At 64.8% G+C, this 24,601-nt stretch carries 25 protein-coding genes; 15 read left to right on the top strand and 10 right to left on the bottom strand.

Annotated elements, in window-relative coordinates:
- Positions 1-41 precede the first annotated feature (41 nt).
- From CLM60_RS18290 to arsC, 4 genes are read left to right on the top strand one after another with little or no spacing between them, the layout of a single operon-like run.
- Positions 42-260: a putative antibiotic biosynthesis monooxygenase gene (locus CLM60_RS18290; RefSeq protein ID WP_095590510.1), complete on the top strand. Its 219-nt coding sequence runs from the start codon at positions 42-44 to the stop codon at positions 258-260.
- A 45-nt stretch (positions 261-305) separates the two neighbouring features.
- A complete protein-coding gene (locus CLM60_RS18295; RefSeq protein WP_095590511.1) occupies positions 306-644 on the top strand; it encodes a DUF952 domain-containing protein in 339 nt (112 codons plus the stop codon).
- A complete protein-coding gene (locus CLM60_RS18300; protein WP_095590512.1) occupies positions 641-1,699 on the top strand; it encodes a quinone-dependent dihydroorotate dehydrogenase in 1,059 nt (352 codons plus the stop codon). Before CLM60_RS18295 ends, CLM60_RS18300 begins: the two co-directional genes overlap by 4 nt.
- Positions 1,696-2,043 carry an arsenate reductase (glutaredoxin) gene (gene arsC, locus CLM60_RS18305; protein ID WP_095590513.1) on the top strand — a complete coding sequence of 116 codons (348 nt, stop codon included), beginning with the start codon at positions 1,696-1,698 and terminating at the stop codon, positions 2,041-2,043. The genes CLM60_RS18300 and arsC overlap by 4 nt, the downstream gene beginning before the upstream one ends.
- On the opposite strand, the gene CLM60_RS18310 is transcribed toward arsC, so the two are convergent.
- From CLM60_RS18310 to CLM60_RS18320, 3 genes are read right to left on the bottom strand one after another with little or no spacing between them, the layout of a single operon-like run.
- Positions 2,040-3,362, bottom strand: a complete 1,323-nt coding sequence (locus CLM60_RS18310) for an MATE family efflux transporter (RefSeq protein WP_095590514.1) — start codon at positions 3,360-3,362, stop codon at positions 2,040-2,042. The two genes, arsC and CLM60_RS18310, sit on opposite strands and share 4 nt — an antisense overlap.
- Entirely contained in the window at positions 3,355-3,864 is a 510-nt protein-coding gene (locus CLM60_RS18315) for a PaaI family thioesterase (protein ID WP_095590515.1), read from the bottom strand. The genes CLM60_RS18310 and CLM60_RS18315 overlap by 8 nt, the downstream gene beginning before the upstream one ends.
- Positions 3,861-4,298: a PaaI family thioesterase gene (locus CLM60_RS18320; RefSeq protein WP_095590516.1), complete on the bottom strand. Its 438-nt coding sequence runs from the start codon at positions 4,296-4,298 to the stop codon at positions 3,861-3,863. The genes CLM60_RS18315 and CLM60_RS18320 overlap by 4 nt, the downstream gene beginning before the upstream one ends.
- A gap of 102 nt (positions 4,299-4,400) precedes the next feature.
- On the opposite strand from CLM60_RS18320, the gene CLM60_RS18325 reads away from it, so the two are divergent.
- The 8 genes from CLM60_RS18325 (at position 4,401) to CLM60_RS18360 (ending at position 12,934) form a co-directional block, all read left to right on the top strand.
- Complete coding sequence (locus CLM60_RS18325) at positions 4,401-5,552, top strand: putative manganese transporter (RefSeq protein WP_095590517.1); 1,152 nt, start codon at positions 4,401-4,403, stop codon at positions 5,550-5,552.
- A 74-nt stretch (positions 5,553-5,626) separates the two neighbouring features.
- Positions 5,627-5,995, top strand: a complete 369-nt coding sequence (locus CLM60_RS18330; RefSeq protein ID WP_095590779.1) for a MerR family transcriptional regulator — start codon at positions 5,627-5,629, stop codon at positions 5,993-5,995.
- Between the two features lie 107 nt (positions 5,996-6,102).
- Positions 6,103-6,519 (top strand): MerR family transcriptional regulator, encoded by a 417-nt coding sequence (locus CLM60_RS18335; RefSeq protein WP_245848470.1) that lies wholly within the window; start codon positions 6,103-6,105, stop codon positions 6,517-6,519.
- Between the two features lie 20 nt (positions 6,520-6,539).
- Positions 6,540-8,315, top strand: a complete 1,776-nt coding sequence (locus CLM60_RS18340) for an acyl-CoA dehydrogenase C-terminal domain-containing protein (RefSeq protein WP_095590518.1) — start codon at positions 6,540-6,542, stop codon at positions 8,313-8,315.
- A 55-nt stretch (positions 8,316-8,370) separates the two neighbouring features.
- Positions 8,371-8,583 (top strand): hypothetical protein, encoded by a 213-nt coding sequence (locus CLM60_RS18345; protein ID WP_095590519.1) that lies wholly within the window; start codon positions 8,371-8,373, stop codon positions 8,581-8,583.
- 271 nt (positions 8,584-8,854) lie between these two features.
- Positions 8,855-9,490 (top strand): glutathione S-transferase family protein, encoded by a 636-nt coding sequence (locus tag CLM60_RS18350; protein WP_095590520.1) that lies wholly within the window; start codon positions 8,855-8,857, stop codon positions 9,488-9,490.
- A gap of 17 nt (positions 9,491-9,507) precedes the next feature.
- A complete protein-coding gene (locus CLM60_RS18355; RefSeq protein WP_095590521.1) occupies positions 9,508-10,719 on the top strand; it encodes an acetyl-CoA C-acetyltransferase in 1,212 nt (403 codons plus the stop codon).
- A 16-nt stretch (positions 10,720-10,735) separates the two neighbouring features.
- A complete protein-coding gene (locus CLM60_RS18360; protein ID WP_095590522.1) occupies positions 10,736-12,934 on the top strand; it encodes a 3-hydroxyacyl-CoA dehydrogenase NAD-binding domain-containing protein in 2,199 nt (732 codons plus the stop codon).
- Between the two features lie 142 nt (positions 12,935-13,076).
- Here CLM60_RS18360 and CLM60_RS18365 read toward each other — a convergent pair whose 3' ends face one another.
- Together CLM60_RS18365 and CLM60_RS18370 are read right to left on the bottom strand one after the other, a co-directional pair.
- Positions 13,077-13,742: a Hint domain-containing protein gene (locus CLM60_RS18365; protein ID WP_095590523.1), complete on the bottom strand. Its 666-nt coding sequence runs from the start codon at positions 13,740-13,742 to the stop codon at positions 13,077-13,079.
- Between the two features lie 231 nt (positions 13,743-13,973).
- Positions 13,974-14,639, bottom strand: a complete 666-nt coding sequence (locus CLM60_RS18370; RefSeq protein WP_095590524.1) for a sulfotransferase family 2 domain-containing protein — start codon at positions 14,637-14,639, stop codon at positions 13,974-13,976.
- Between the two features lie 109 nt (positions 14,640-14,748).
- On the opposite strand from CLM60_RS18370, the gene CLM60_RS18375 reads away from it, so the two are divergent.
- Complete coding sequence (locus tag CLM60_RS18375; protein ID WP_095590525.1) at positions 14,749-16,383, top strand: AMP-binding protein; 1,635 nt, start codon at positions 14,749-14,751, stop codon at positions 16,381-16,383.
- Positions 16,384-16,454: 71 nt separating this feature from the next.
- Positions 16,455-17,471: a hypothetical protein gene (locus CLM60_RS18380; RefSeq protein ID WP_095590526.1), complete on the top strand. Its 1,017-nt coding sequence runs from the start codon at positions 16,455-16,457 to the stop codon at positions 17,469-17,471.
- 151 nt (positions 17,472-17,622) lie between these two features.
- Here the strand turns inward: CLM60_RS18380 and upp are convergent, their stop codons facing one another.
- From upp to CLM60_RS18405, 5 genes are read right to left on the bottom strand one after another with little or no spacing between them, the layout of a single operon-like run.
- Positions 17,623-18,255 (bottom strand): uracil phosphoribosyltransferase, encoded by a 633-nt coding sequence (upp, locus tag CLM60_RS18385; RefSeq protein WP_095590527.1) that lies wholly within the window; start codon positions 18,253-18,255, stop codon positions 17,623-17,625.
- Positions 18,248-19,234 carry an adenosine deaminase gene (locus CLM60_RS18390; protein WP_095590528.1) on the bottom strand — a complete coding sequence of 329 codons (987 nt, stop codon included), beginning with the start codon at positions 19,232-19,234 and terminating at the stop codon, positions 18,248-18,250. Before CLM60_RS18390 ends, upp begins: the two co-directional genes overlap by 8 nt.
- Positions 19,227-20,414, bottom strand: coding sequence for a phosphopentomutase (locus tag CLM60_RS18395; RefSeq protein ID WP_095590529.1), 1,188 nt, complete (start codon positions 20,412-20,414; stop codon positions 19,227-19,229). The genes CLM60_RS18390 and CLM60_RS18395 overlap by 8 nt, the downstream gene beginning before the upstream one ends.
- On the bottom strand, positions 20,411-21,721 hold the full coding sequence (locus CLM60_RS18400) for a thymidine phosphorylase (RefSeq protein ID WP_095590530.1): 1,311 nt from the start codon (positions 21,719-21,721) through the stop codon (positions 20,411-20,413). The genes CLM60_RS18395 and CLM60_RS18400 overlap by 4 nt, the downstream gene beginning before the upstream one ends.
- A 4-nt stretch (positions 21,722-21,725) precedes the next feature.
- The gene (locus CLM60_RS18405; protein ID WP_095590781.1) at positions 21,726-22,118 is read right to left on the bottom strand and encodes a cytidine deaminase; all 393 of its coding nucleotides are present in this window, start codon (positions 22,116-22,118) and stop codon (positions 21,726-21,728) included.
- Between the two features lie 166 nt (positions 22,119-22,284).
- Here CLM60_RS18405 and CLM60_RS18410 point away from each other — a divergent pair, with 166 nt between their 5' ends.
- The gene (locus CLM60_RS18410) at positions 22,285-24,564 is read left to right on the top strand and encodes an NADP-dependent malic enzyme (protein WP_095590531.1); all 2,280 of its coding nucleotides are present in this window, start codon (positions 22,285-22,287) and stop codon (positions 24,562-24,564) included.
- The last annotated feature ends 37 nt before the right edge of the window (positions 24,565-24,601 follow it).

The following is a 24,601-nucleotide window of genomic DNA, read 5'->3' on the forward strand; positions in this document are numbered from 1 at the left end:
CGTTCATATAATCGGAACATTCCGTTCCATAGGAGCCTTTCATGTCTCATCCCGCCCGTAAACCCTCGCGCGTCAGATTTGCGATTTTCGTCTTTCTGGGCGTCTATCCGCTGGTCACGCTGCTGTCCTATGTGCTGGGGCCGCTGGTGCTGCACCTGCCCGTGTGGGAGCGGAACCTGATCACCGTTCCGATCATCGTCGTCTGCATGGTCTGGTTCATCATCCCGCAGATTCAGATGCGCTGCGCGCGCTGGCTCTGACCAAACGGCATTGACCCGGCCGGGTTCTCAGGGCATCACCCGGCCATGCTGATTTTCAAGATCTTCCGCCGGCCCGAATGGCAGGCGCTGCAAACCAGCGGCCGCACCAGCGGCGCGCCGGTCGATCTGGCAGATGGCTTCATCCATTTTTCCACCGCCGCACAGGTCACCGAAACAGCCGCCAAGCATTTCGCTGATGAAAGCGATCTGGTCCTGGTGGCTGTCGAGGCGGACACCCTGGGCGATGCGCTGAAATGGGAACCATCGCGCGGGGGCGCGCTGTTCCCGCATCTCTATCGCGATCTGACGCTGGCCGATGTGGTCTGGGACAAGTCGCTGCCGCTGGGCCTGACCGGGCATATCTTCCCCGAGGGCGTGGTATGAGCGCGGTGGAAAAGCTGGGCCTCTGGGCGCTGCACCGCTGTGATCCCGAACGCGCGCACGGGCTGTCGATCCGCGCGCTGAACGCGGGTCTTGCGCCGCTGCCGGGCACGATCACATCGGACCGGCTGCAAACCGATCTGGCAGGGCTTGCGCTGCCCAACCCGGTGGGGCTGGCCGCAGGGTTTGACAAGAATGCCGAAGCGCTGGAGCCGCTGAATCGCGCCGGTTTCGGCTTTGTCGAGGTCGGCGCCGCCACCCCCCGCCCGCAACCCGGCAACCCCAAGCCGCGCCTTTTTCGGCTGACGCGGGACCGCGCCGTGATCAACCGGTTCGGCTTCAACAATGACGGGATGGAGGCGATCGCCCGCCGTCTGGCCGCCCGGCCCGAAACCGGGATCGTCGGCCTGAACCTGGGCGCCAACAAGGACAGCGCGGATCGCGCCGGCGATTTCGCGCAGGTGCTGACGCGCTGCGGCATGTATCTGGATTTCGCCACGGTCAATGTCAGCTCGCCCAATACCGAAAAGCTGCGCGATCTGCAGGGGCGCGCGGCGCTGACCGCATTGCTGGATCGCGTGATGGCCGCCCGCGCCGAGCTGGACCGCCCGATCCCGATCTTTCTGAAGATCGCGCCCGATCTGACCGATGACGAACTGGCCGAGATCGCCGAGGTCACGCAGGACGCCAAGCTGTCGGGCATCATCGCCACCAACACCACCCTGTCGCGCGAAGGTCTGAAAAGTGCGCATCGCGATCAGGCGGGCGGGCTGTCCGGCGCGCCCTTGTTCGAAAAATCCACGCGTGTCCTGGCGCGTCTGTCCCAACTGACCGGCGGGCAGATGCCGTTGATCGGTGTGGGCGGGATCGGCTCGGCCGAGGACGCCTATGCCAAGATCCGCGCAGGCGCGAGCGCGGTGCAGCTTTACTCTGCGATGGTCTATCAGGGCCTGTCGCTGGCGCCGCGCATCGTGCGCGGGCTGGACGCGCTGCTGGCGCGCGACGGCTTCGACAGCGTCGCCAGCGCGGTGGGCACCAAACGGGACGACTGGCTATGACCGACATCACCATCTGGCACAATCCGCGCTGCTCCAAGTCCCGCCAGACGCTGGCGCTGATCGAGGAGCGCGGCGGCACGATCACCATCCGCAAGTATCTGGACGACGCGCCAAGTGCCGACGAGATCCGGGAAACGCTGGCGCTGCTGGGCATGCCCGCGATCCAGATGATGCGCCCGAAAGAGGCGCTGTTTGCCGAACTGGGCCTGTCGCGCGACGATACCGACGACACGCTGATTGCCGCGATGGCCGCGCATCCCAAGCTGATCGAACGGCCCATCGTCTTTGCCAATGGCCGCGCCGCGATGGGCCGCCCGCCCGAGGCGGTGTTGCAGATCCTCTAGGCCTTGTCGGCCTCGGCCTCCAACGCCGGATAGCGCAGGGCCAGTGTGATGCCGCGCACGACGAAGGAAATCAGGAACGCGATCCAAAGCCCGTGATTGCCGAAAGCCGGGATCAACAGCGCCGCGGCGGCGGCATAGATCAGCGCCGATACGATCATCATGTTGCGCATATCCGCGCTGCGGGTCGCGCCGATGAAGATGCCATCGAACATCCAGGCCGCCACACCCGCCAGCGGCGCCAGCACCATATAGGGCAGGAAATCGCGCGCCACCTGCCGCACGTCGGGGGCCGTGGTCATCAGGTCGATGATCGCACCGCCAAAGACCGCGAAGCTCAGGCTCAGCAGGATCACGACGCCCAGCGCCCATTGGCTGGTCATCCACGCCCCCTGCCGCAGCGCGTGACGCGACCGCGCGCCCAGCGCCTGGGCCACCAGCGCCTCGGCGGCAAACGCGAAGCCATCCATCGCATAGGCGGTGATTTCCAGAAATTGCAGCAGGATCTGGTTCGCCGCCAGCGGCACATCGCCGAAATCGGCGCCCAGGAACAGGAACGACACGAAAATCGCCTGTAGCAGCACGGACCGGATCAGGATGTCGGAATTGACCTTGGCCATGCGGATCAGCCGGGCGCGGTCGAAGACGCGCGGCCAGTCGCACCAATCCGCCCCCCGAAACGCATCCCGGCACAGGTAAAGCCCCAGCGCCAGCCCCGACCATTCGGCCAGAAAGGTCGCAAATGCTACGCCGGTCACGCCCCAGCCCAGCCCCAGCACGAACCACAGGTCCAGCGCGATGTTCAGCCCGTTCATCCACAGCTGGATCATCAACACCGCGCGCGTGCGCTCTTGCGCGATCAGCCAGCCGGTGATGCCATAAAGCGCGATGGCGGCGGGGGCGGAAAAGATGCGGATGCCCATGTAATCCCGCGCCAGGCCTTCGACCTCGGCACTGGCGGGCGAGACGCGGAAGGCGCCCGCGAAAAGCGCCGCGCGAAACAGGATCATCAGCACGCCCGCCATGACCCCGATCATCAGCGCCCGGGTCAGCAGCGCGCGCACCTCGGCCCCGTCGCCCGCGCCCTGCGCCTGTCCCACCAGCCCGGTGGTGCCCATCCGCAGAAAGCCGAAGATCCAGTAGATCGCCGCCAGGATGATCGCCCCGATCCCCACCGCGCCGATGGGGGCCGCAGCGCCCATCTGGCCTACCACGCCGGTATCGACCGCGCCCAGGATCGGCACGGTGGCATTCGACAGCACGATGGGCACCGCGATCTTCAGCACCCGCCGATGGGTGACGGCCCGAATCGGTTCAGTCATGCGGGTACGGCATCAGGAAATGCCCCGTCGCCTGGGCGAAAAGCCGGGCGCGATTGTCCTGCCAGGCCTCGACATGCACGCTGGCATAGCGCCGCCCCGAGCGATTGACGCGCGCCCGCGCATAGGCATCGCGCGGCAGGCCCGAGCGCAGGTAATCCACGGTGAAATCAATCGTCTTGGGCATGCGCGGCATGGTGTCTGGTGTCAGCGAAAGCGGGTCCAGCTCGCCTGCCTCCATCCGTTCCCAAAGCGTCGACCAGCTGAGCTCCAGATGCGCGGTCATTTCCAGAAAGGCCGCCGTCACCCCGCCATGAAGCGCGGGCAGCAGCGGGTTGCCGATCAGCTTGTCGTCAAACGGCAGGATCACCGTCAACTCGTCGCCCCGGCGGTCCACATGGATGTCCAGAAACCGCATATAGGGCACCGCCTGCACCAGCGCGTTGAGCGCCGCATCGCGCCGCTGCTTGACCACCTGCACGGGTTCGCGCGCGGGGCGGCTCATGCGCCCTGCTCCTTGGGCCGTTCGACGGTGAAGGCCCCCGTCGCGGTCGCCACCGGCCTTGCGTCGTCGTCATCCGTCGCCGTGGCGCGCACAAAGGCCACGTTGCGTGTGACGTGGTAACATTCGGCCCGCGCCCGGATCCGCTGTTCGGGCGTCGCGGGACGCATATAGTCGATCCGCAGGTCGATCGTCGCCGTGGCGCTGAGCGTGTCGCCATGGCTCATCACCGCCGCGCCGCAACAGGTATCCATCAGCGCCGATACCGCCCCGCCATGGATCACCCGGTTGACGGGATCCCCCACCAGACGGTCGTCATAGGGCATCGAGATCTCGGCGACGCCATCTTCGATCCGCTCCAGCCGCATGGAAAGCGCGCGGGAATGCGGAATCGCCTCGATGAATTGGCGGGCAAGCTGCTCTTTTTGGGTGCTCATGGGGGCTCCTGCTGGCTGCGCTCAAGTTATTGACCTTGAATAATCGGCTGCAAGTGATAAATACTGATATTGAGAATTATTCGCATTTAAGGTCAGGCCAGCATGACGGCGCCCGCAGATCCGCAACTGACACATGAACCGATTGCCGCAAACGGGTATTTCGGCCCGTTCCGGCAACGTCGGCTGCTGGTGGCGCTGATCTATGCCGCGCTGGCGCTGGCCCCGGGCGAGCTGGGCCGGCTGACCCGGTCGCTGATGACCGACGCCTATGTGCAGGTCAGCGTGTTCGTTGCCGCCACCCTGCTGCTGTTTTATGGCGCCGAGCGTCTGCTGCGGTTCAATATCGGCGAATCCCTGCAAAATGCGCGCGGATTCCAGGTGCCGCTGGCCGCGCTGCTGGGGGCCACGCCCGGATGCGGCGGGGCCGTGGTGGTGATTGCGGCCTTCAGCTCGGGGCATGTGGGCTTCGGGGCCGTGGTCGCCGCGCTGACCGCCACGATGGGCGACGCGGCGTTTCTGTTGATCGCCACCCGCCCCGAGGCCGCGCTGGTCGTTCTGCCGCTGTCCTTTGCGGTGGGGATCGTGTCGGGCTGGGTGGTGGACCGGTTCAACAGGATTTCGTTCGCACCCACATCCGCGGGCAGCTGCGACATCGCCCCCCGGATCGGCCGGACACGGTTGAAACACCTGCTCTACCTGCTGCCCGCCCTGCCCGGGCTGATCGTCGGCGGCGCGCAGCTGGCACAGATCGAAATCGCGGGGATCCTGGGCCTGCCGATCGGCTGGTTCGCGATGGCGGGCACGTTCGTGGGCCTGTTCATCTGGGCCACCTCGCCGCTGCAGGCGATGACATCCAGCCAGGACAGCCCCGTTACCCGCATGGCCGAGGAAACCGCCTTTATCTCGGTCTGGGTGATCGGCGCCTATCTGGCCTATGACTATGCCGCCGAATTCGCCGGGCTGGACATTGCCACCTGGTTCAACAGCATCGCGCCGATCCTGCCGCTGGTCGCCATTGTCGTGGGCTTTGTCCCCGGCTGCGGGCCCCAGGTGCTGGTCACGACCCTGTTCCTGAACGGCGCAATTCCCTTTGCGGCGCTAATCGGCAACGCGATCTCGAACGATGGCGACGCGTTGTTCCCGGCCATCGCGCTGAACCCCCGCGCGGCGATGGTCGCCACGATCTATTCCGCGATCCCTGCGCTGATTGTTGCCTATGGCTTCTATTTTCTGGCCCCCGATTTCATGAACTAGAGGGATTTGCCCGAAGCGTTTGCACCGCAGCCACGAAGCGTCTATTGTGCAAATGCTGAATGGACCCGGTTGAAATGCCCGATCAACACCTGTCTTTCAAAGAGATGTGTGCCAAGTTCGATGTAACCCCTCGAACGCTCCGGTATTACGAGTATATCGAGCTGCTGCAGCCCGAAAAAGAAGGCCGTTCGCGGTTCTATACCGCGCGCGAGGTCGCACGCATGACGCTGATCATGCGGGGGCGGCGCTGGGGCTTTTCGCTGGAAGAAATCCGGCAATGGCTGGAGCTTTACGACCAAGAGGGCACATCGGCCCAGATGCGGTCGATGGTGGAAAAGGCCGATGCGCAGCTGGTCATCCTGAAGGAACAGCAACAGCAATTGCAGCAGACCATCGACGAGCTGCAATCGATGCGGGACGAGGTCGCCTCGGGCCTGGACTAGCGTCCGCCGGCCCTTACTCCGCGTCAGCGGCGGAATGACGCCACGTTCCCTTTACGCGCACGTCAACTTCACTTGAAAACCGCCGGATTTTGCTCATCCTTCCCCGCATGAGGGACGAGACCGACAAGACCACCACCGACGCGCAGATGACGATCCGTCAGATCTGCGACGCCTATGATGTGACACCGCGCGCCTTGCGGTTCTATGAATCCAAGGAATTGCTGTTTCCGATCCGCGAGGGCCAGAAACGCCTGTTCACCCGCAGCGACCGCGCCCGGCTGAAGCTGATCCTGCGCGGCAAGCGTTTCGGGTTCAGCCTCGAGGAAATCCGGCAGCTTCTGAACCTTTACGACGCCGACGACCAGCACCTGACCCAGCTGGAACAGACCTGCGTCATCGCGCGCGAGCGGCTGGTCGACATGGAGCGGCGCCGCAACGAGCTGGACCTGGCCATCGAAGAGCTTCGGGACCAGCTGAAATGGGGCGAGGAGAAGGTCGCCTCGCTCAAGACACAAGAAAACTGATCGTTTCAGGGAGGACCAACATGCCCAGCTACACACCGCCGACGAAGGATCTGCAATTCGTTCTGCACGACCTGCTGAAGGTCAGCGAAAGCACGATCCCCGGCTATGCCGATCTGGACCCCGATTTCACCAGCGCCATCCTGGAAGAGGCCGGCAAGATCACCAGCCAGGTTCTGGCGCCCCTGAACGCGGTGGGCGACACCGAAGGCTGCGTGCTGGAAAACGGCGTGGTGCGCACGCCGACCGGCTTCAAAGAGGCGTTCGAACAGGTCAAGGAAGGCGGCTGGACCGGCCTCGACTGCGATCCCGAATATGGCGGCCAGGGCATGCCCTATGTCATGGGCACAGCGGTGGGCGAGATGTTCTCCGGCGCCAACCAGGCCTTCACCATGTATCAAGGCCTGACGCATGGCGCCTATTCGGCCATTCACGCGCACGGGTCGGACGCACAAAAGGCCACCTATCTGCCGAACATGGTCAGCTGCGAATGGACCGGCACCATGAACCTGACCGAGCCGCATTGCGGTACCGATCTGGGCCTGATGCGCACCAAGGCCGTGCCGCAGGGCGACGGCACCTATAAGATTTCGGGCCAGAAGATCTTCATCTCGGCCGGCGATCACGACATGTCCAGCAACGTGATCCATCTGGTCCTGGCCAAGATCCCCGGCGGACCCGAAGGGATCAAGGGCGTCAGCCTGTTCATCGTGCCCAAGTTCCTGGTGAAGGAAGACGGCTCCCTGGGCGAGCGCAACGGTGTCTCGGTCGGCAAGATCGAGGAAAAGATGGGCATCCACGGCAACTCGACCTGCGTCATGAACTATGACGAGGCGACGGGGTATCTGCTGGGTACCGAACACAAGGGCATGCGCGCCATGTTCACCATGATGAACGAGGCCCGCCTGGGCGTCGGCATGCAGGGTATGGCCCAGGCCGAAGCCGCCTATCAGAACGCGCTGGAATACGCCAAGGACCGGCTGCAGGGCCGCGATGTAACCGGCGCCAAAAATCCCGACGGCCCCGCCGATCCGCTGATCGTGCACCCCGATATCCGCCGCAACCTGATGGATCAGAAATCCTTCGTCGAAGGCGCGCGCGCCTTCCTGCTGTGGGGCGCCTCGCTGATCGACCAGGCGCATCGGTCCGAAGATGCCGAGGCCGATGGCCTGATCTCGCTGATGACGCCTGTTATCAAGGGCTTCCTGACCGATCGCGGCTTCGAATGCGCGATCAACGCCCAACAGGTCTATGGCGGCCACGGCTATATCGAGGAATGGGGCATGTCCCAATTCGCCCGCGACGCCCGCATCACCCAGATCTACGAGGGTGCGAACGGCGTACAGGCGCTGGACCTGGTTGGCCGGAAACTGGCCCAGGATGGCGGCAAGCATGTGATGGCCTTCTTCGAGATGGTGAAAGCCTTCTGCAAGGACAATGCCGAGGTCGAGGGCATGGCCGAATTCGTTGAGCCACTCAAAAAGGCCAGCAAGGACCTGCAAGCGGCGGGCATGTATTTCATGCAGAACGGCATGAAGAACCCTAACCACGCGCTGGCCGGGTCCTATGACTTCATGACCATGATGGGCCATGTCTGCCTTGGGCTGATGTGGGGCCGCATGGCGCGCGCTTCGCTGGACGCTTTGGCCGCAGGGGCCAGCGACACGGTCTTCTATGAAACCAAGCTGGCCACCGGGCGCTATTACATGGCGCGCCAATTGCCCGCCACCGCAATGCACTTGGCCCGGATCGAAAGCGGGGCCGACACAGTTATGGCGCTGGAGGCGGCGAACTTCTAGGCTTTGGCAAACGGGCCCGGTCATTCCGGGCCCCGCCGCAACAGGGAGATTTGCAATGCCGAAACGTTTCCGCCTGACCCGCCGCTTTCCATGCGCCATGACCGAAGACGGCTATCGCCGCCTGCGCCGTTTCGCGCAAGAGGCCGGGCTGGACGAGGGCGAGGCGCTGTCCTTCCTGTTCGAGAATTTCGACAGCGTGACGGATACCGATAACCTGACCCACAGGCTGCGGCTCCTCAACGCGGAACTGGAGGCGCGCAAACGCTGAACGCGGCGCCAACGGTCAAGGGAGGAATTGAGTATTTGGACCAAGAAGAAGACAGCAGATGTGACATTCCGCCAGCCGGCACGCAAGCGGCGGGCCGACGGAATGCCTTCTCCTTGGGCGGTCATCGGCTCTCCAGCCTGTACCGCAAACCCAAGGCTAGACCGGGTTGGTTAATGAAGCCTGAACCTGCCCCTTCTTCTTGGCGAAAATACTCCACGGGGGTGCGGGGGTGTGAAACCCCCGCCGCAACAGCAGGGATGAAGGACCACCGATGAGCATGCGACTGCACTGTTTCGGCGAAAGCGGCCATTCCTACAAGGTCGCGCTGATGATGGAACTGGCCGGGATCGACTGGGAGCCGGTCTTTGTCGACTTCTTCAATGGCGAGGCACGCTCGACCGCCTATCGCGAAACCGTCAACGCCATGGGCGAGGCCCCGGTGCTGGTCGATGGCGACCTGAAGCTGTCGCAATCGGGCGTCATCCAGCAATACCTGGTCGACAGGTTCGGCAAATTCGGCGGCGCGCCCGACGACAAGTACGAGGTGCTGCGCTGGGTGCTGTGGGACAATCACAAACTGTCCAGCCAGGTCGGTGCAACGCGGTTCCTGATGAATTTCCTGCCCCCGGACAAGCGCCCGGGCGAGGTGATCGCGTTCCTGCAGGGCCGCTGCAAGGCCGCGTTCAGCGTTTTGGAAAATCACCTTCAGGGACGCGACTGGATCGTGGGCGAAGGCCCGACCGTCGCCGATCTGAGCTGCTGCAGCTATCTGTATTACCCCGAACCCTTCGGCTTCGACCGCGCCGACTGGCCCCATATCGACGCCTGGCTCACGCGCATCAGCGCCCTGCCCGGCTGGAAACACCCCTATGACCTGATGCCGGGTTCGCCCGCCGATCGGGCCTAACCAAAAAGAGGCAAAACATGACCGAAGCCTATATCTATGACGCCGTGCGCACCCCGCGCGGCAAGGGCCGCAAGGATGGCGCCCTGCACGAGGTGACCAGCGTGCGCCTGTCGAGCCAGGTGCTGAACGCGCTGAAAGACCGCAACAACCTGGACGGCCATGCGGTCGAGGATGTGATCTGGGGCAACGTGACCCAGGTGGGCGAACAGGGTGGCTGTCTGGCGCGGACCGCCGTGCTGGCCAGCGATCTGGACGAATCCATCCCCGGGCTGGCCATCAACCGTTTCTGCGCCAGCGGGATGGAGGCCGTGAACCTGGCCGCCAATCAGGTCAAGGGCGGCGCGGGCGAGGCCTATATCGCCGGCGGGGTCGAGATGATGGGCCGCGTGGCCATGGGCAGCGACGGCGCGGCGATTGCCGTCGATCCGTCGGTCGCCATGAACACCTATTTCGTGCCGCAAGGCATCTCGGCCGATATCATCGCCACCGAATACGGCTTCACCCGCGACGATGCCGATGCGCTGGCCGTGGAATCCCAGAACCGCGCCGCCGCAGCCTGGGCCGACAACCGGTTCGAAAAGTCGATCATCACCGTGCGCGACCAGAACGGGTTGCCGATCCTGGAGCATGACGAATACATGCGCCCCGGCACCGACATGCAGGCGCTGGGCAGCCTGAAGGCCAGCTTCAAGGATATGGGCGAGGTCATGCCCGGCTTCGACAAGATCGCACTGATGAAATATCCGCATCTCGAGGCGATCAACCACATCCACCACGCGGGCAACAGCTCGGGCATCGTGGACGGCTCTGCCGGGGTGCTGATCGGCAACGCGGAGTTCGGCAAGAAATACGGGCTGAAGCCGCGCGCGCGCATCCGCCAGACCTGCAAGATCGGGACGGATCCCACCATCATGCTGACCGGCCCGGTGCCCGCCACGCAAAAGATCCTGGCCGATAGCGGCATGAGCATCGGCGATATCGACCTGTTCGAGGTGAACGAGGCCTTTGCCAGCGTCGTGCTGCGGTTCCAGCAGGCCTTCGATGTCGATCCCGCACTGGTCAACGTGAATGGCGGCTCGATCGCCATGGGCCACCCGCTGGGCGCCACCGGTGCGATCATCATCGGCACGCTGCTGGACGAGCTGGAGCGCAGCGACAAAGAGGTCGGCCTTGCCACGCTCTGCATCGCATCCGGCATGGGTGCGGCCACCATCATCGAACGCGTCTGATCGGGGGGACAGGAACATGACCGATTTCACAATGAAAACCGATGCGGACGGCGTTGCCATCATCACATGGGACACCGTCGGCAAATCCATGAATGTCATGACGATGGACGGCTGGCCGCTGCTGGAAAGCCTGGTCGATCAGGCGCTGGCCGATGGCGCGGTCAAGGGCATCATCATCACCAGCGGGAAAGAGGGCTCTTTCGCCGGTGGCATGGATCTGAACGTCATCGCCAAGATGAAGGAAAGCGCGGGCGACAACCCCGCCAAGGGGCTGATGGACGGGCTGATGAACGCCCACGGCATCCTGCGCAAGATCGAGCGCGCGGGTATGGACCCCAAGACCAACAAGGGCGGCAAGCCGATTGCCGCAGCCCTGCCCGGCACCGCGCTGGGGATCGGTCTGGAAATCCCGCTGGCGTGTCACCGGATCTTTGCCGCCGACAATCCCAGGGCCAAGATCGGCCTGCCCGAAATCATGGTCGGCATCTTTCCCGGCATGGGCGGCACCACACGGCTGGTGCGCAAGATGGGCGCGATGGCGGCGGCCCCGCTGCTGCTCGAGGGCAAGCTGAACACCCCCGCCAAGGCCAAGGCCGCCGGTGTGGTGGACGAGGTGGTGCCCGCCGACGAGTTGATCGCCAAGGCCAAGGAATGGGTCCTGTCCGAGCCGAAGATCGTGAAGCCCTGGGATGAAAAGGGGTACAAGATGCCCGGCGGCGCGCCCTATCACCCGGCGGGCTTCATGACCTTTGTCGGCGCCAGCGCGATGGTCAACGGCAAGACCCAGGGCGTCTATCCGGCGGCCAAGGCGCTGCTCAGCGCGGTGTACGAAGGCGCGCTGGTGCCCTTTGATACCGCCCTGAAGATCGAGGCGCGCTGGTTCACCAATGTGCTGATGAACCCCTCGTCATCCGCGATGATCCGGTCGCTGTTCATCAACAAGGAAGCGCTGGAAAAGGGTGCCAACCGTCCGGCGGTCGATGACCAGACGGTGAAAAAGGTCGGCGTTCTGGGCGCGGGCATGATGGGCGCGGGCATCGCGCTGGTCTCGGCCCTGGCGGGGATCGAGGTTGTGCTGATCGACCGCGACCAGGAAGCCGCCGACAAGGGCAAGGCCTATACCACCGCCTATATGGACAAGGGAATCTCGCGCAAGAAAGCCACGCCCGAGAAGAAGGAGCAGGTGCTGGCGCAGATCACCGCCACTACCGACCTGAACGCGCTGGCCGGTTGCGACCTGATCGTCGAGGCCGTGTTCGAAGACGTGGGCGTCAAGGCCGAGATGACGAAGGCGGTCGAGGCCATCGTGGGCGAGGATTGCATCTTTGCCACCAACACCTCGACCCTGCCGATCACGGAACTGGCCAAGGCCAGCGTGCGGCCCGAGCAGTTCATCGGCATCCATTTCTTCAGCCCCGTCGACAAGATGATGCTGGTGGAAATCATCAAGGGCCAGCAGACCGGCGACCCGGCCGTGGCCAAGGCGCTCGATTTCGTGCGCCAGATCCGCAAGACCCCGATCGTTGTGAACGATGCGCGCTTCTTCTATGCCAACCGCTGCATCATCCCTTACATCAACGAAGGCATCCGCATGGTGGCCGAGGGCGTCGCGCCCGCGCTGATCGAAAACGCGGCCAAGCTGGTCGGCATGCCGCTGGGCCCGCTGCAGCTGGTGGACGAAACCTCGATCGATCTGGGCGTCAAGATCGCCAAGGCGACCAAGGCGGCGATGGGCGATGCCTATCCCGATGGGGCGGTGGATGACGTTCTGTTCTGGATGTTCGACCAGGGCCGTCTGGGCCGGAAATCGGCTGCCGGTTTCTATGCCTATGACGACAAGGGTAAGCGCGCGGGGCTGTGGGACGGTCTGGCCGCGCAATACCGCCAGGCCGACGATCAGCCCGACGTGACGACGGTGCAGCACCGTCTGCTGTTCGCGCAGGTGCTGGAAGCCGTCCGGGCGCTGGAAGAGGGCGTGCTGGAAGACATCCGCGAAGGCGACGTGGGCGCGATACTGGGCTGGGGCTTTGCCCCCTGGTCGGGCGGGCCGTTCAGCTGGCTGGACATGATCGGCGCGGGCAAAGCGGTGGAGCTGTGCGATGCGCTGACCGCCACATATGGCGAACGCTTCGCCACCCCCGCCCTGCTGCGTGAGATGGCCGAGAAAGGCCAGACATTCTATGGCCGGTTCGGGACGCAGGCCAAGGCCGCCTGAACCACATCACCCGAAACGAAAAAAAGGCGCGCCAACATGGCGCGCCTTTGTCGTGGAGGGAAGGGTGACTTATATACAGATCAAAAGGTATGGATAAAATGAGGGAAGGTGCGGCGGGTAAGACCGCAGGGGAGTAAACTTTTCAGGGCTCCTCGGCCCGGCTTTCGGGGATGACATGTTGCAGATCGTCGATCACGGCCTGCATCTCGGTTTCGGGCAAGGTGCCATAGGCGGTTTCGGCGCCGCCGAAGATCACATCTTCGATCAGGGCGGGCTGGTGCGTATCGTGCGCGAGACAGAAGACCAGCGCCGAGCCGTTCACGAACAGCACCTGATCGACCGCGAAATGCAGCGTGACGATCTCCAGCGGTTCGGTCGGGGCCTGCGCCCGGATCTGACGCGTGCCGTTCAGGGCGCGCGCCGGGATCATGGCAAAGGGGTCGTCGTAAAGCTCTTCCGCCAGGTCGGATTCCAGCATGACGCAAGCATTGCTGAGCAGCGTCAGCGGCGTCACATTGTCCAGCGCGCCGACCGGGACATGCAGCGGCCACAGCTCTTGCGGGCAGTGATCCGCCGATGTCCACAGCCGCCCGCTGGAGACCTGGGCAACAGGTTGCATGCCATTGTCGAATGTCAGGACCAGATCGCCCGCTTTCAGCGATTGCACCGGCCGCCATCCCATCGGCGTTCCGACACAGGTGCCCGCGACCAGGCCCGTTTCGATCATCTGTGAAGCGTCGGCCAAGGCGGGCAGCGCTGGCGTGGGCTGCGATGCAGCCTCGATCCGCGTTTTCCATCCCGTCTGCATTTCCGGCTCTCCATCCGGAAGGTCTGGCCACCGATCCGGTCCGGGTTGTCAGTCATCGACGGGGGCGTGGCAGCGCCTTCCCGCCTTGGTTGAAACAATGAAACGCCCCGACCGTGCCGAGATATGGGCGTGAATGTGGTCAGATTGCGGCACTGTTTCGCTTTGGACAACAGTTTTACTAAAAAATGGAAACTGATCGCGAAATTTCGCCTGCGAAATTCCAAAACCTATCTAAAAGGACAGGTCAGACCTGCCCGAATAGCCAAATCTCGCGATATCCGCCGCACAGATTCGCCCGACACGGTCATATGTGGCCGCATCGTAATAGCGCCGATAATCGCGGGCCCGGTCAGAGGCGTTGACCCCCGGCGTCAGCGCCACGGGAAAGCCCAGATGCCGCTCCAACGGCGCCAGATCCGCCTCAAGGCATTCCAGCCGGATGAAGGCGTCACAACGCTCGGCCCCGGTGGTGTCCTGAACATAGCTGCCATAGGGGCCGGCCCGAATGCTTTCGCCGATCTGCGGATGGGCGACGAAATCGGCAAAGGACAGCGATTGCGCCAGCGACACGGCGGCGTGGTCGAAGCTTTGCGCTTGCAGCCAGTGGTAATAGCTGACCATCCGGTCCCAGGGATTGCGCACCAGGGTAAAGACGAAATAGCTGGCGACCTGCTGGGGCGTCACCAGCCCGTCAATATCGCGCAGGCGGGCATGTTTCCACAACCGCCCCGCCGCCTGCATCGTCTTGACCCGGCGCCGGCGCCGCAGCGCCTTGGGCGTATCCCCGATCAGGATGTCATCGGCCATCGCCCGCTGTTCCAGCGCCAGCGCCATCGCCGTTCCGCCGGTTTTGGGAATATGGACAAAGATATAGCGCCGGCCATGCGATATGATCATGCGCGCGACCCTAACGCGGCAACCTGCCACGGCAAAGATACGATTGCCGCTTTTCATCCCCCGCCGCTGCGGCCAATATCGCGCCACTGAGTCCAAGGGAGGTATCGCGATGGGTTGGCTGGCTGATGAAACGGGTCTGGATCGGTGCGCGGCAAACCACGTTCCCCTGACACCGCTGTCGCATCTGCGCCGCGCGGCGGATATCTTTCCCGGCCATCTGGCCCTGATCGACCGCGACCGGCGCTGGACCTATGGCGAGCTGCACCGTGATGTGACCAAGCTGGCCAGTGCGCTGACCGCACGCGGCATCCAGCCCGGCGATGTGGTGGCCACGCTGCTGCCCAACACCGCCGCACAGGTACTGGCCACCTGGGCCGTGCCCGCCTGCGGCGCGGTGCTGAACACGATCAACACAAGGCTCGAGGCCGAGACGATCACCTATATCCTTGGCCATGGCGACGCGAAGATCCTGCTGTGCGATGCCGCGTTGCTGCCGCTGGCGGAACAGGCGATTTCTGTCATGGATGCCGACGAGATCCCGCAAATCATCGCCGTGGCCGACCATCAGGCGGGGCATCAGCCCGACGACCGCCACCCCGATTTCGACGATGTGCTGGCCAGTGGCGACGCGGATTTCGACTGGATTCTACCGCAGGACGAATGGGAAAGCATCGCGCTGAACTATACCTCGGGCACCACGGGGCAGCCCAAGGGCGTGGTCTATCACCATCGCGGGGCGTATTTGTCGACAATGGGACAGGTGATTTCCTGGCGGCTGATCATGCACCCGCGCCTGCTGACCATCGTGCCGCTGTTTCACTGCAACGGCTGGTGCCACACCTGGATGATGCCTGCGGTGATCGGAACCGTGATCTGCTGCCGCGACATCACCGCCAAGAACATCTATCACGCGATTTCGGTCGACGGCGCGACCCATTTCGGCGGCGCGCCCATCGTGCTGAACGCCATCGTGAACGCCAAGGAAGACGACCGGATGCCGTTTGATCACACGGTCGAGGTCTTTACCGCCGGCGCCCCGCCGCCGGCCGCCACGCTGGCCAAGTTCGAACCGCTGGGCTTCAACGTGACACAGGTCTATGGCCTGACCGAAACCTATGGCCCGGCCACCGAATGCACCTGGCAGGACCAGTGGGACGAGGTGGCGCAATCCGAACGCGCCGCGATCAAGGCGCGCACCGGCGTCGCCATGCCGATCCTGGAAGAGGCGGTGGTGATGGACGACACCATGACCCCCGTCCCGCGTGATGGCGAAACCACGGGCGAAATCATGATGCGCGGCAATATCGTGATGAAGGGCTATTACAAGAACCCCGAGGCGACCGCCGAAAGCTTTGCGGGTGGCTATTTCCACTCCGGCGATGTCGCGTTCCAGCATCCCGACGGCTATATCAAGATCACCGACCGGGCGAAGGACATCATCATTTCGGGCGGCGAGAATGTGAGCTCGGTCGAGGTCGAGAATGCGCTGATGCACCACCCGGCCGTCGATATCTGCGCCGTGGTCGCCAAACCGGACGAGACCTGGGGCGAGGTGCCTTGCGCCTTTGTCGAACTGAAGCCGGGGCAAAGCGCAGAAGAGGCCGAACTGATCGCCTATTGCCGCGAGCATCTGGCCGGGTTCAAGACGCCCAAGCGGGTGATCTTCGCCGAATTGCCCAAGACATCGACCGGCAAGATCCAGAAATTCCAGCTGCGCGAACAGGCGCGCGCCCTGCCCCGCTAAGCGCGTTGAGCGCGCGGCCGACCTGATCTATTCTGTGGCCGAGGTGAGCAGTTACAAAAGGTTGGCCCGCAGTGACGGCGCTGAAGAAATATCTGCGGCTGGAAAGCCCCGGCCTGTGGCGCGATCAGCCCGACGCCCAGCGGCGCGATGTGATCGTGTCCTTTGGCGATGCGTCGCTTGTGCTGACCGACAAGCGCGGCGTGGCGCTGGCCCATTGGTCGCTGCCCGCGATCGAACGGCTGAACCCGCGCCAGCGCCCGGCCCTGTTCGCGCCCGGCCCCGAGGCTGACGAAACGGTGGAGATCGCCGATGACGAGATGATCGAGGCCATCGAAACCGTCCGCAAGGCCATCGAAAGGCGCCGCCCGCATCAGGGCCGCCTGCGCGGGCTGCTGGTGGGCGGCACGCTGGCGGTGCTGGCGCTGCTCTGCGTGTTCTGGCTGCCCGGCGCGTTGATCGGGCATGCGGCCCGTGTGGCCCCGCCGGAAACCCGCGCCGATATCGGGGCGCAGCTGGCGGCTCGGATCACCCGCGTTTCGGGTCAGGCCTGTGCCGGGCGTGACGGGCGCGCGGCATTGGGCAAGCTGCTGGCGGCGCTGCCCGCCGACCCGTTCGATCAGGTCGTCATCCTGCCCGCTGGCGTGGCAACGGCGGCGCATCTGCCGGGGGGTGTCATCCTGTTGAACCGCGCCCTGGTCGAGGATCACGAGGCCCCCGATGTGGCCGCCGGTTTCATCCTTGCCGAGCGCCTGCGCGCCGCCCAGGCCGATCCGCTGCGCCAGTTGTTGCGCTTCACCGGGCTGCGCAGCGCCTTTGGCCTGCTGACCCGCGGCACCCTGCCCCCCGCGGCGCTGGACGCCTATGCCGAGCATCTGATGACCACCCCGCCAGAGCCGCTTCCGGTCGAGCCGCTGCTAACCCGGTTTTCCACGGCGGGCGTGCCATCGACCCCCTATGCCTATGCGCTGGACCTGTCGGGGGAATCCGTGCTGGACCTGATCGAGGCCGACCCGATGCGCGGGCGCGATCAGACACAGCTTCTGTCGGACGGGGACTGGGTGCGGCTGCAAAACATCTGTGCGCAATAGCAAACGCCCTGTCACTGCCGACAGGGCGCTGCTTTCAGAACCGGGCGAGTTTTATCTTGGTTTGCTTTGTCCCGGCACCCTGCCATGCGATCATCCACAAGGGGTTGAACGAATCATGCCGCAAGTGATTCGCCGAGTAAAGCGTCTTTGATCACTTGGTGCCGAACATCCGGTCGCCGGCATCGCCCAGGCCGGGCACGATATAGCCCTTTTCGTTCAGCTTCTGGTCCAGCGACGCGGTGACGATGGGCACATCGGGATGCGCCTCTTTCATCTTGGCGACCCCCTCGGGCGAGGCCAGAAGGCACAGGAAACGAATGTCCTTGGCCCCGGCCTTTTTCAGCAGATCAATCGCCGCAACGGACGAATTCCCGGTGGCCAGCATCGGATCGACGGCGATCACCAGCCGATCCTCCAGCCCCTCGGGCACCTTGAAATAATACTGCACCGGTTGCAGGGTTTCCTCGTCGCGGTACAGGCCCACGAACCCCACGCGGGCCGACGGGATCAGATCCAGGATACCGTCCAGCAAGCCGTTGCCCGCCCGCAGGATCGAAATCAGCGCCAGCTTCTTGCCCGCCAGAACCGGCGCGTCCAGTTCCGTCAGCGGGGTCTCGATATTGCGCGTCGTCATCTTCAGCTCGCGCGTGACCTCGTATGCCAGCAGGTGCGAAATCTCGCGCAACAACTGCCGAAAGCCCGCAGTCGACGTACCCTTGTCGCGCATCAGCGTCAGCTTGTGCTGGACCAGCGGGTGATCGACAATGGTCAGGTGTTCAGGCATCGGGAACCTCCAGGCGTTTCAGTATCTTGGCGCGGGTTTCTTCATCGCAAAACGCAGCCTTGGCCGCAACGGTGTTCAGATCTGTGAACACCGCCTCGTCCCAGCCGAACGCATCGGCCAGCCGGTTATATTCCTGCGTCATCGTGGTGTGGAAAAACGGCGGATCGTCGGTCGACACCGTGACCTTCACCCCGCGTTCGCGCAGCCGGTCGATGGGATGCGCGCGCCAGTCGGGATAAAGCCCAAGTGCCACGTTCGAGCCCGGGCAGACCTCCAGCACCGTGCCGTTTTCCGCCAGCTCATCGACCAGCGCAAGGTCTTCGATCGCGCGCACGCCATGGCCGATCCGCTCGACCCGCAGATGGGTCAGCGCATCGCGCACCGATTGCGGACCGCCCCATTCGCCCGCATGGGCCGTTAGCCGCAGATACGCTTCGCGCGCCATATCAAAAGCGTATTCGAAATCCTTGAAATGTCCGGCTTTTTCATCTCCGCCGATCCCCAGACCCACGATCCAGTCACCGGCGGTTTCGGCGGCGCAAAGCGCGGCCTCGCGCGCGGCATCGGGGCCGAAATGACGGATCGGCGTGACGATCCCGCGCAGGGTGATCCCGTGGCGGCGTTCGGCGGCATCGGCGGCCTCGCGTATGGCATGCAGATAGTCGCGCCAGGCCGACAGATCGCGCCCGCCGCAGAAGTCAGGCGAGATGAAGCTCTCGCAATAGATCACGCCGTTCTCGGCGCAGGCCTCCAGCACCGCCGTGGTCAGCCGGGCGTAATCCTCGGGCGATTGCAGGACGCTGGTCGCGGCCTCGTACACCTGAAGGAAGTGCCAGAAATCGCGATAGGCATAGCCGCCATCGGGCCCGAAGATGCCCGAGATATCCACAGACTTTTCCACCGCCATCTGGCGGATCAATTCCGGCGGCGCGGCCCCTTCCAGATGCAGGTGCAGTTCGACCTTGGGCAGATCACGCATGCCCCACCCCCAGATGATCTGCGATCAGATGCGCCACGTCCTGAAACCCGATCAGCCCCAGCGCGCGCGGGTCGCCCCACCCCACCACCGGGACACGTTCGCGCGTATGATCTGTGCCGACCCAGGTTGGATCGTTGCCATGATCGGCGGTGAACAGGAACAGGTCGCCCGGCCGCGCGTCGGCGAGCAGCGCGGGCAGCTGCGCGTCGAACCATTCCAGCGCGCGGGCATAGCCCGACACATCGCGGCGATGGCCGTAAAGGCTGTCGAATTCCACGAAATTGGCGAAGGTCAGGCTGCCATCCTCGGCCGTTTCGACCAGCCGCAGCAGATGGCCCATCAGATCGGCATCCGCCCCCTTGGCCACATCGTCGATCCCGCGCATGGAAAAGATGTCGCCGATCTTGCCCACCGCATGCACCTTGCGCCCCGCGCCCTGCACCCAGTCGCACAGGGTCGGCGCGGGGGGCGCGATGGCATAGTCGTGGCGGTTCGTGGTGCGGGTGAAGCCATCCGCGACCGTGCCGACAAAGGGGCGCGCGATCACCCGGCCCACCTTCATCGCGTGCAGGGTCGGCGCCAGCGCCTGACACAGATCCAGCAGCCGTTGCAGGCCGAAGCCCTCCTCATGCGCGGCAATCTGAAAGACGCTGTCGGCCGAGGTATAGCAGATGGGCCACCCCGTCCGCAGATGCTCGGCCCCCAGTTCGTTCACGATCACGGTGCCCGAGGCATGGCAATTGCCCAGGATGCCATCGGTCCCGGCAAGGCGGCAGACCTGCGTCACCAGATCCTCAGGGAAGGCGGGGGGCGTGTCGGGGAAATAGTGCCAGTCCCACGGCACCGGCACACCGGCCAGTTCCCAATGACCCGAGGGCGTGTCCTTGCCCGGGCTGATTTCGGTCGCGGCGCCCCAGATGCCCTGCGGCGCGGCGCCCAGCCCCGGCGCGTCGGTGCCCGAGGCCAGACGGATCGCCGCCCCCAGCCCCAGCGCATCCAGGTGCGGCATGTGCAACGGGCCGCTGCGCCCCTCCTCGGCCCTGCCACCTGCGCAGGCCTGCGCGATATGGGCCAGCGTGTTCGCGCCGGTATCGGGCACATCGCCGTTGAAAAACCGGTCCGCGTCCGGCGCACCGCCGCAGCCCACGGAATCCATCACGATCAGAAAGGCGCGGGTCATTGCCGGATCCTTTCGCGCACCAATGGCTGCGGCGCGGGTGGCACATCGCCAATGACATAGGCCGCGCGCACCGCGTCGACCGCGGCATCGGCGGCATCGCCCGTGGCGGCATGGACCATGGCCAGCGGGATGTCGGGGTCGATCTCGGCCCCCAGCGGCAACAGGTCCGACAGCCCGACCGACGGGTTGATCCGGTCACCTTCAACCCGACGGCCACCACCCAAAGCCACCACGGCCAAGCCAAGCGCCTGACCGTCGATGGCACAGACATAGCCCGAGCGCCCGGCGGGCACCGGGCGCAGCACCGGCGCGGCGGGCAGCCGGTCGCGCCAGCGTTCGATGAAATCCACCGGCCCGCCCTGTTCGGCGACCATCTCGCCGAACCGTTCTGCTGCGGCACCCGATTGCATGGCCCCGGCGATCCGGCCCGCGCCATCCTCGGCATCGGCGGCCAGCCCGCCCAGCGCCAGCAGCTCGCCCCCCAGATCGCAGGTCAGTTGCCACAGGTGGGTGCCACTGCGCTTGCCGGTCAGGACGCTCATCACCTCGATCACCTCCAGCGCGTTGCCCGCAGACGGCACCAGCGGCTGATCCATGTCGGTGATCAGCGCCGATGTCATGCAACCGGCGCCTTGCGCGGTCGATACCAGCGCCTGCGCCAGCGCGCGGGCGTGATCCATATCCTTCATGAAGGCGCCCGATCCGACCTTGACGTCCAGCACCAGCCCATCCAGCCCGGCGGCCAGCTTCTTGGACAGGATCGACGCGGTGATCAGGTCGATGCTTTCGACCGTGCCCGACACGTCGCGGATCGCGTAAAGCCGCTTGTCCGCCGGGGCGATGTCCTTTGACGCGCTGACAATCGCGCAGCCCAGCCGCGCGGTGATGTCGCGCAGCCGGTCGGTGCTGACATCGGGGCTGAAGCCGGGGATCGCCTCCAGCTTGTCCAGCGTACCGCCCGTATGGCCCAGCCCCCGCCCCGAGATCATCGGAACATAGGCCCCGCAAACCGCCAGCGCGGGCGCCAGCAGAAGCGACACGCAATCGCCGATCCCCCCGGTGGAATGCTTGTCCAGCACCGGCCCCGGCAGGTCCCATTTCAAAACCTGTCCGCTGTCGCGCATGGCCCGGGTCAGGTCGACACGGCCCTCATCGCCCAGCCCGTTCAGCAGCACCGCCATGGCAAAGGCCCCACCCTGCGCATCGCTGACCGACCCATCGGCCAGCCCGTTTGCAAACCAGGCGAGCTCGTCGGCGCTGGGACGCTGGCGGTCGCGCAGCTTGGCGATGATCACGCGCGGCTCCATCGTCTTAACTGCGCGCCATGTGATCGGCGCCAAACGCGCCGGGCAACAGATCGCCCACGGTGGTTTCCAGCTGCGCGCCGTCCGTAGTGGCCAATGTGACGACCACCGCGCCATCGGCGAATTCCGCCAGCTTCTGGCGGCAGCCGCCGCAGGGCGGCACCGGATCGGGGCTGTCGGCGATCACCGCGACCGCCGCGATCTGGTATTCGCCCGCCGCGCACATGGCGGCGATGGCCCCGGCCTCGGCACAGGTGCCTTCGGGATAGGCCACGTTTTCCACGTTGCACCCGACAAAGACACGGCCCGACGCGCTGCGGATCGCGGCGCCGACCTTGAAGTTCGAATAGGGGGCGTGGGCGTTTTCCCGCACGGCGCGGGCTTGATCGAGAAGCGACATCATACGATCCTCCTGCCAGCACTCTGCGTGTCCACCGCGCCGGATGCAAGCCGATCACGCCCATAGGCGCGGGATTGCGTGGCGGCGCTTGAAGTGGGGCGCGATTTGGCCTATCCCGACCGCGTGAATTTAGTTTAATGCTAAACAACTTTTTCAGGAGCCTCGGATGAGCGACGGAAAAACAGACCGCACCCGCCAGAATGCGTTGCTTTACCACGCCCTTCCAAAGCCCGGAAAGCTGGAGATCCGCGCCACCAAGCCGCTGGCCAACGGGCGCGATCTTTCGCTGGCCTATAGCCCCGGCGTGGCCGAGGCCTGTATTGAGATCAAGAACGACCCGGCCACCGCGGCCGATTACACAGCACGCGGCAATCTGGTGGCGGTCGTGACCAATGGCTCTGCCGTGCTGGGGCTGGGCAATATCGGCGCTCTGGCCAGCAAACCGGTGATGGAGGGCAAGGCCGTCCTGTTCAAGAAATTCGCCAATATCGACTGTTTCGATATCGAGCTGAACGAAAGCGACCCCGAAAAGCTGGCCGATATCGTCTGCGCGCTGGAACCCAGCTTTGGCGCGATCAACCTGGAAGACATCAAGGCGCCCGATTGCTTCATCGTCGAAAAGCTGTGCCGCGAACGCATGGGCATTCCGGTGTTCCACGATGACCAGCACGGCACCGCCATCGTCGTGGGCGCGGCGGCAACCAACGCGCTGCATGTCGCGGGCAAGACATTCGAGGATATCAAGGTCGTGTCGACCGGCGGCGGGGCGGCGGGGATCGCGTGCCTGAACATGCTGCTGAAGCTGGGCGTCAAACGCGAAAACGTGTGGCTCTGCGACATTCACGGGCTGGTCCACGAAGGCCGGACCGAGGATATGAACCCGCAAAAGGCCGCCTATGCCCAGCCCAGCGATCTGCGAACGCTGGATCAGGTGATCAACGGTGCGGACCTGTTCCTGGGCCTGTCGGGGCCGAATGTCCTGACGCCCGAGATGGTCGGCCGGATGGCCAAGCGCCCCATCGTTTTCGCGCTGGCCAATCCCACGCCCGAGATCCTGCCCGACGCGGCCCGCGCGGTGGTGCCCGATGTGATCATGGCCACAGGGCGGTCGGATTATCCCAACCAGGTCAACAACGTGCTGTGCTTTCCGTTCATCTTCCGGGGCGCGCTGGATGTGGGCGCGACCGAGATCAACGACGACATGCAGCTGGCCTGTATCGACGGGATCGCTGCCCTGGCCCGCGCCACCACCAGCGCCGAGGCCGCCGCCGCGTACAAGGGCGAACAGCTGACCTTTGGCGCCGATTACCTGATCCCGAAGCCGTTCGATCCGCGCCTGATGGGCGTGGTCGCCAGTTCGGTCGCCAAGGCCGCGATGGATTCCGGCGTGGCCACCCGGCCGCTGGAGGATTTCGCCGCCTACAAGGAAAACCTGGACGGTTCGGTGTTCAAATCCGCACTGATCATGCGCCCGGTCTTTTCGGCGGCCGCCCAGGCGCGGCGCAATATCGTCTTCGCCGAGGGCGAGGACGAGCGCGTGTTGCGCGCCGCGCAGGCCATGCTGGAAGAGACCACCGATATCCCGATCCTGATCGGCCGCCCCGACGTGATCGAGGCACGGTCGGAACGCGCGGGCCTGACCATTCGCGCGGGCCGCGATTATGAGGTCGTGAACCCCGAAAACGACCCGCGCTATCGCGACTATTGGGAGACCTATCACAAGCTGATGGCGCGGCGCGGCGTGACGCCCGACCTGGCCAAGGCGATCATGCGGACCAACACCACCGCGATTGCCGCCATCATGGTGCACCGGGGCGAGGCCGACAGCCTGATCTGCGGTACGTTCGGGCAGTACCTGTGGCACCTGAACTATATCCGGCAGGTTCTGGCGCGGGACGGGCTGCACCCGGTGGGCGCGCTGTCGCTGATGATCCTGGAGGACGGGCCGCTTTTCATCGCCGACACCCATGTGCATCCCGAACCCACACCGCAGCAGATCATGGAAACCGTGATCGGCGCCGCGCGCCATGTGCGTCGTTTCGGGCTGGAGCCGAACATCGCCATGTGCTCGCATTCGCAGTTCGGCAACCTGGATTGCGACACCGGGCTGCGGATGCGCGGGGCGCTGGAACTGCTCGAGGCGCTGGAGCCCGACTTCGCCTATGAGGGCGAGATGCATGTCGACGCCGCGCTGGACGAAGATCTGCGCGAGCGCATCTTCCCCGGCGGCCGTTTGCGCGGCGCGGCGAATGTGCTGGTCTTTGCAAATACCGATGCCGCCAGCGGGGTTCGCAACATTCTGAAGATGCGCGCCGGCGGGCTGGAGGTCGGCCCGATCCTGATGGGGATGGGCAACCGCGCCCATATCGTCACCCCGTCGATCACCGCGCGGGGCCTTCTGAACATGTCCGCCCTGGCCGGCACCCCGGTGGCGCATTACGGCTGACCCCGCGGCGGGGTCGCCGGGGCCGCGGTTTGCAGGG

The organism is Actibacterium ureilyticum (assembly GCF_002285435.1).
GTDB lineage: Bacteria > Pseudomonadota > Alphaproteobacteria > Rhodobacterales > Rhodobacteraceae > Actibacterium_C > Actibacterium_C ureilyticum.

What these genes read in the sequence shown, in the direction of transcription:
- CLM60_RS18375 (WP_095590525.1), top strand. Translation starts at nt 14,749, where the DNA reads ATGGGTTGGCTGGCTGATGAAACGGGTCTGGATCGGTGCGCGGCAAAC.
- CLM60_RS18325 (WP_095590517.1), top strand. Translation starts at nt 4,401, where the DNA reads ATGACGGCGCCCGCAGATCCGCAACTGACACATGAACCGATTGCCGCA.
- CLM60_RS18365 (WP_095590523.1), bottom strand. Translation starts at nt 13,742, where the DNA reads ATGCAGACGGGATGGAAAACGCGGATCGAGGCTGCATCGCAGCCCACG.
- CLM60_RS18405 (WP_095590781.1), bottom strand. Translation starts at nt 22,118, where the DNA reads ATGTCGCTTCTCGATCAAGCCCGCGCCGTGCGGGAAAACGCCCACGCC.
- CLM60_RS18370 (WP_095590524.1), bottom strand. Translation starts at nt 14,639, where the DNA reads ATGATCATATCGCATGGCCGGCGCTATATCTTTGTCCATATTCCCAAA.
- CLM60_RS18315 (WP_095590515.1), bottom strand. Translation starts at nt 3,864, where the DNA reads ATGAGCCGCCCCGCGCGCGAACCCGTGCAGGTGGTCAAGCAGCGGCGC.
- upp (WP_095590527.1), bottom strand. Translation starts at nt 18,255, where the DNA reads ATGCCTGAACACCTGACCATTGTCGATCACCCGCTGGTCCAGCACAAG.
- CLM60_RS18340 (WP_095590518.1), top strand. Translation starts at nt 6,540, where the DNA reads ATGCCCAGCTACACACCGCCGACGAAGGATCTGCAATTCGTTCTGCAC.
- CLM60_RS18350 (WP_095590520.1), top strand. Translation starts at nt 8,855, where the DNA reads ATGAGCATGCGACTGCACTGTTTCGGCGAAAGCGGCCATTCCTACAAG.
- CLM60_RS18410 (WP_095590531.1), top strand. Translation starts at nt 22,285, where the DNA reads ATGAGCGACGGAAAAACAGACCGCACCCGCCAGAATGCGTTGCTTTAC.
- CLM60_RS18400 (WP_095590530.1), bottom strand. Translation starts at nt 21,721, where the DNA reads ATGGAGCCGCGCGTGATCATCGCCAAGCTGCGCGACCGCCAGCGTCCC.
- CLM60_RS18390 (WP_095590528.1), bottom strand. Translation starts at nt 19,234, where the DNA reads ATGCGTGATCTGCCCAAGGTCGAACTGCACCTGCATCTGGAAGGGGCC.
- CLM60_RS18300 (WP_095590512.1), top strand. Translation starts at nt 641, where the DNA reads ATGAGCGCGGTGGAAAAGCTGGGCCTCTGGGCGCTGCACCGCTGTGAT.
- CLM60_RS18320 (WP_095590516.1), bottom strand. Translation starts at nt 4,298, where the DNA reads ATGAGCACCCAAAAAGAGCAGCTTGCCCGCCAATTCATCGAGGCGATT.
- CLM60_RS18360 (WP_095590522.1), top strand. Translation starts at nt 10,736, where the DNA reads ATGACCGATTTCACAATGAAAACCGATGCGGACGGCGTTGCCATCATC.
- CLM60_RS18295 (WP_095590511.1), top strand. Translation starts at nt 306, where the DNA reads ATGCTGATTTTCAAGATCTTCCGCCGGCCCGAATGGCAGGCGCTGCAA.
- arsC (WP_095590513.1), top strand. Translation starts at nt 1,696, where the DNA reads ATGACCGACATCACCATCTGGCACAATCCGCGCTGCTCCAAGTCCCGC.
- CLM60_RS18290 (WP_095590510.1), top strand. Translation starts at nt 42, where the DNA reads ATGTCTCATCCCGCCCGTAAACCCTCGCGCGTCAGATTTGCGATTTTC.
- CLM60_RS18335 (WP_245848470.1), top strand. Translation starts at nt 6,103, where the DNA reads ATGAGGGACGAGACCGACAAGACCACCACCGACGCGCAGATGACGATC.
- CLM60_RS18395 (WP_095590529.1), bottom strand. Translation starts at nt 20,414, where the DNA reads ATGACCCGCGCCTTTCTGATCGTGATGGATTCCGTGGGCTGCGGCGGT.
- CLM60_RS18355 (WP_095590521.1), top strand. Translation starts at nt 9,508, where the DNA reads ATGACCGAAGCCTATATCTATGACGCCGTGCGCACCCCGCGCGGCAAG.
- CLM60_RS18345 (WP_095590519.1), top strand. Translation starts at nt 8,371, where the DNA reads ATGCCGAAACGTTTCCGCCTGACCCGCCGCTTTCCATGCGCCATGACC.
- CLM60_RS18330 (WP_095590779.1), top strand. Translation starts at nt 5,627, where the DNA reads ATGCCCGATCAACACCTGTCTTTCAAAGAGATGTGTGCCAAGTTCGAT.
- CLM60_RS18310 (WP_095590514.1), bottom strand. Translation starts at nt 3,362, where the DNA reads ATGACTGAACCGATTCGGGCCGTCACCCATCGGCGGGTGCTGAAGATC.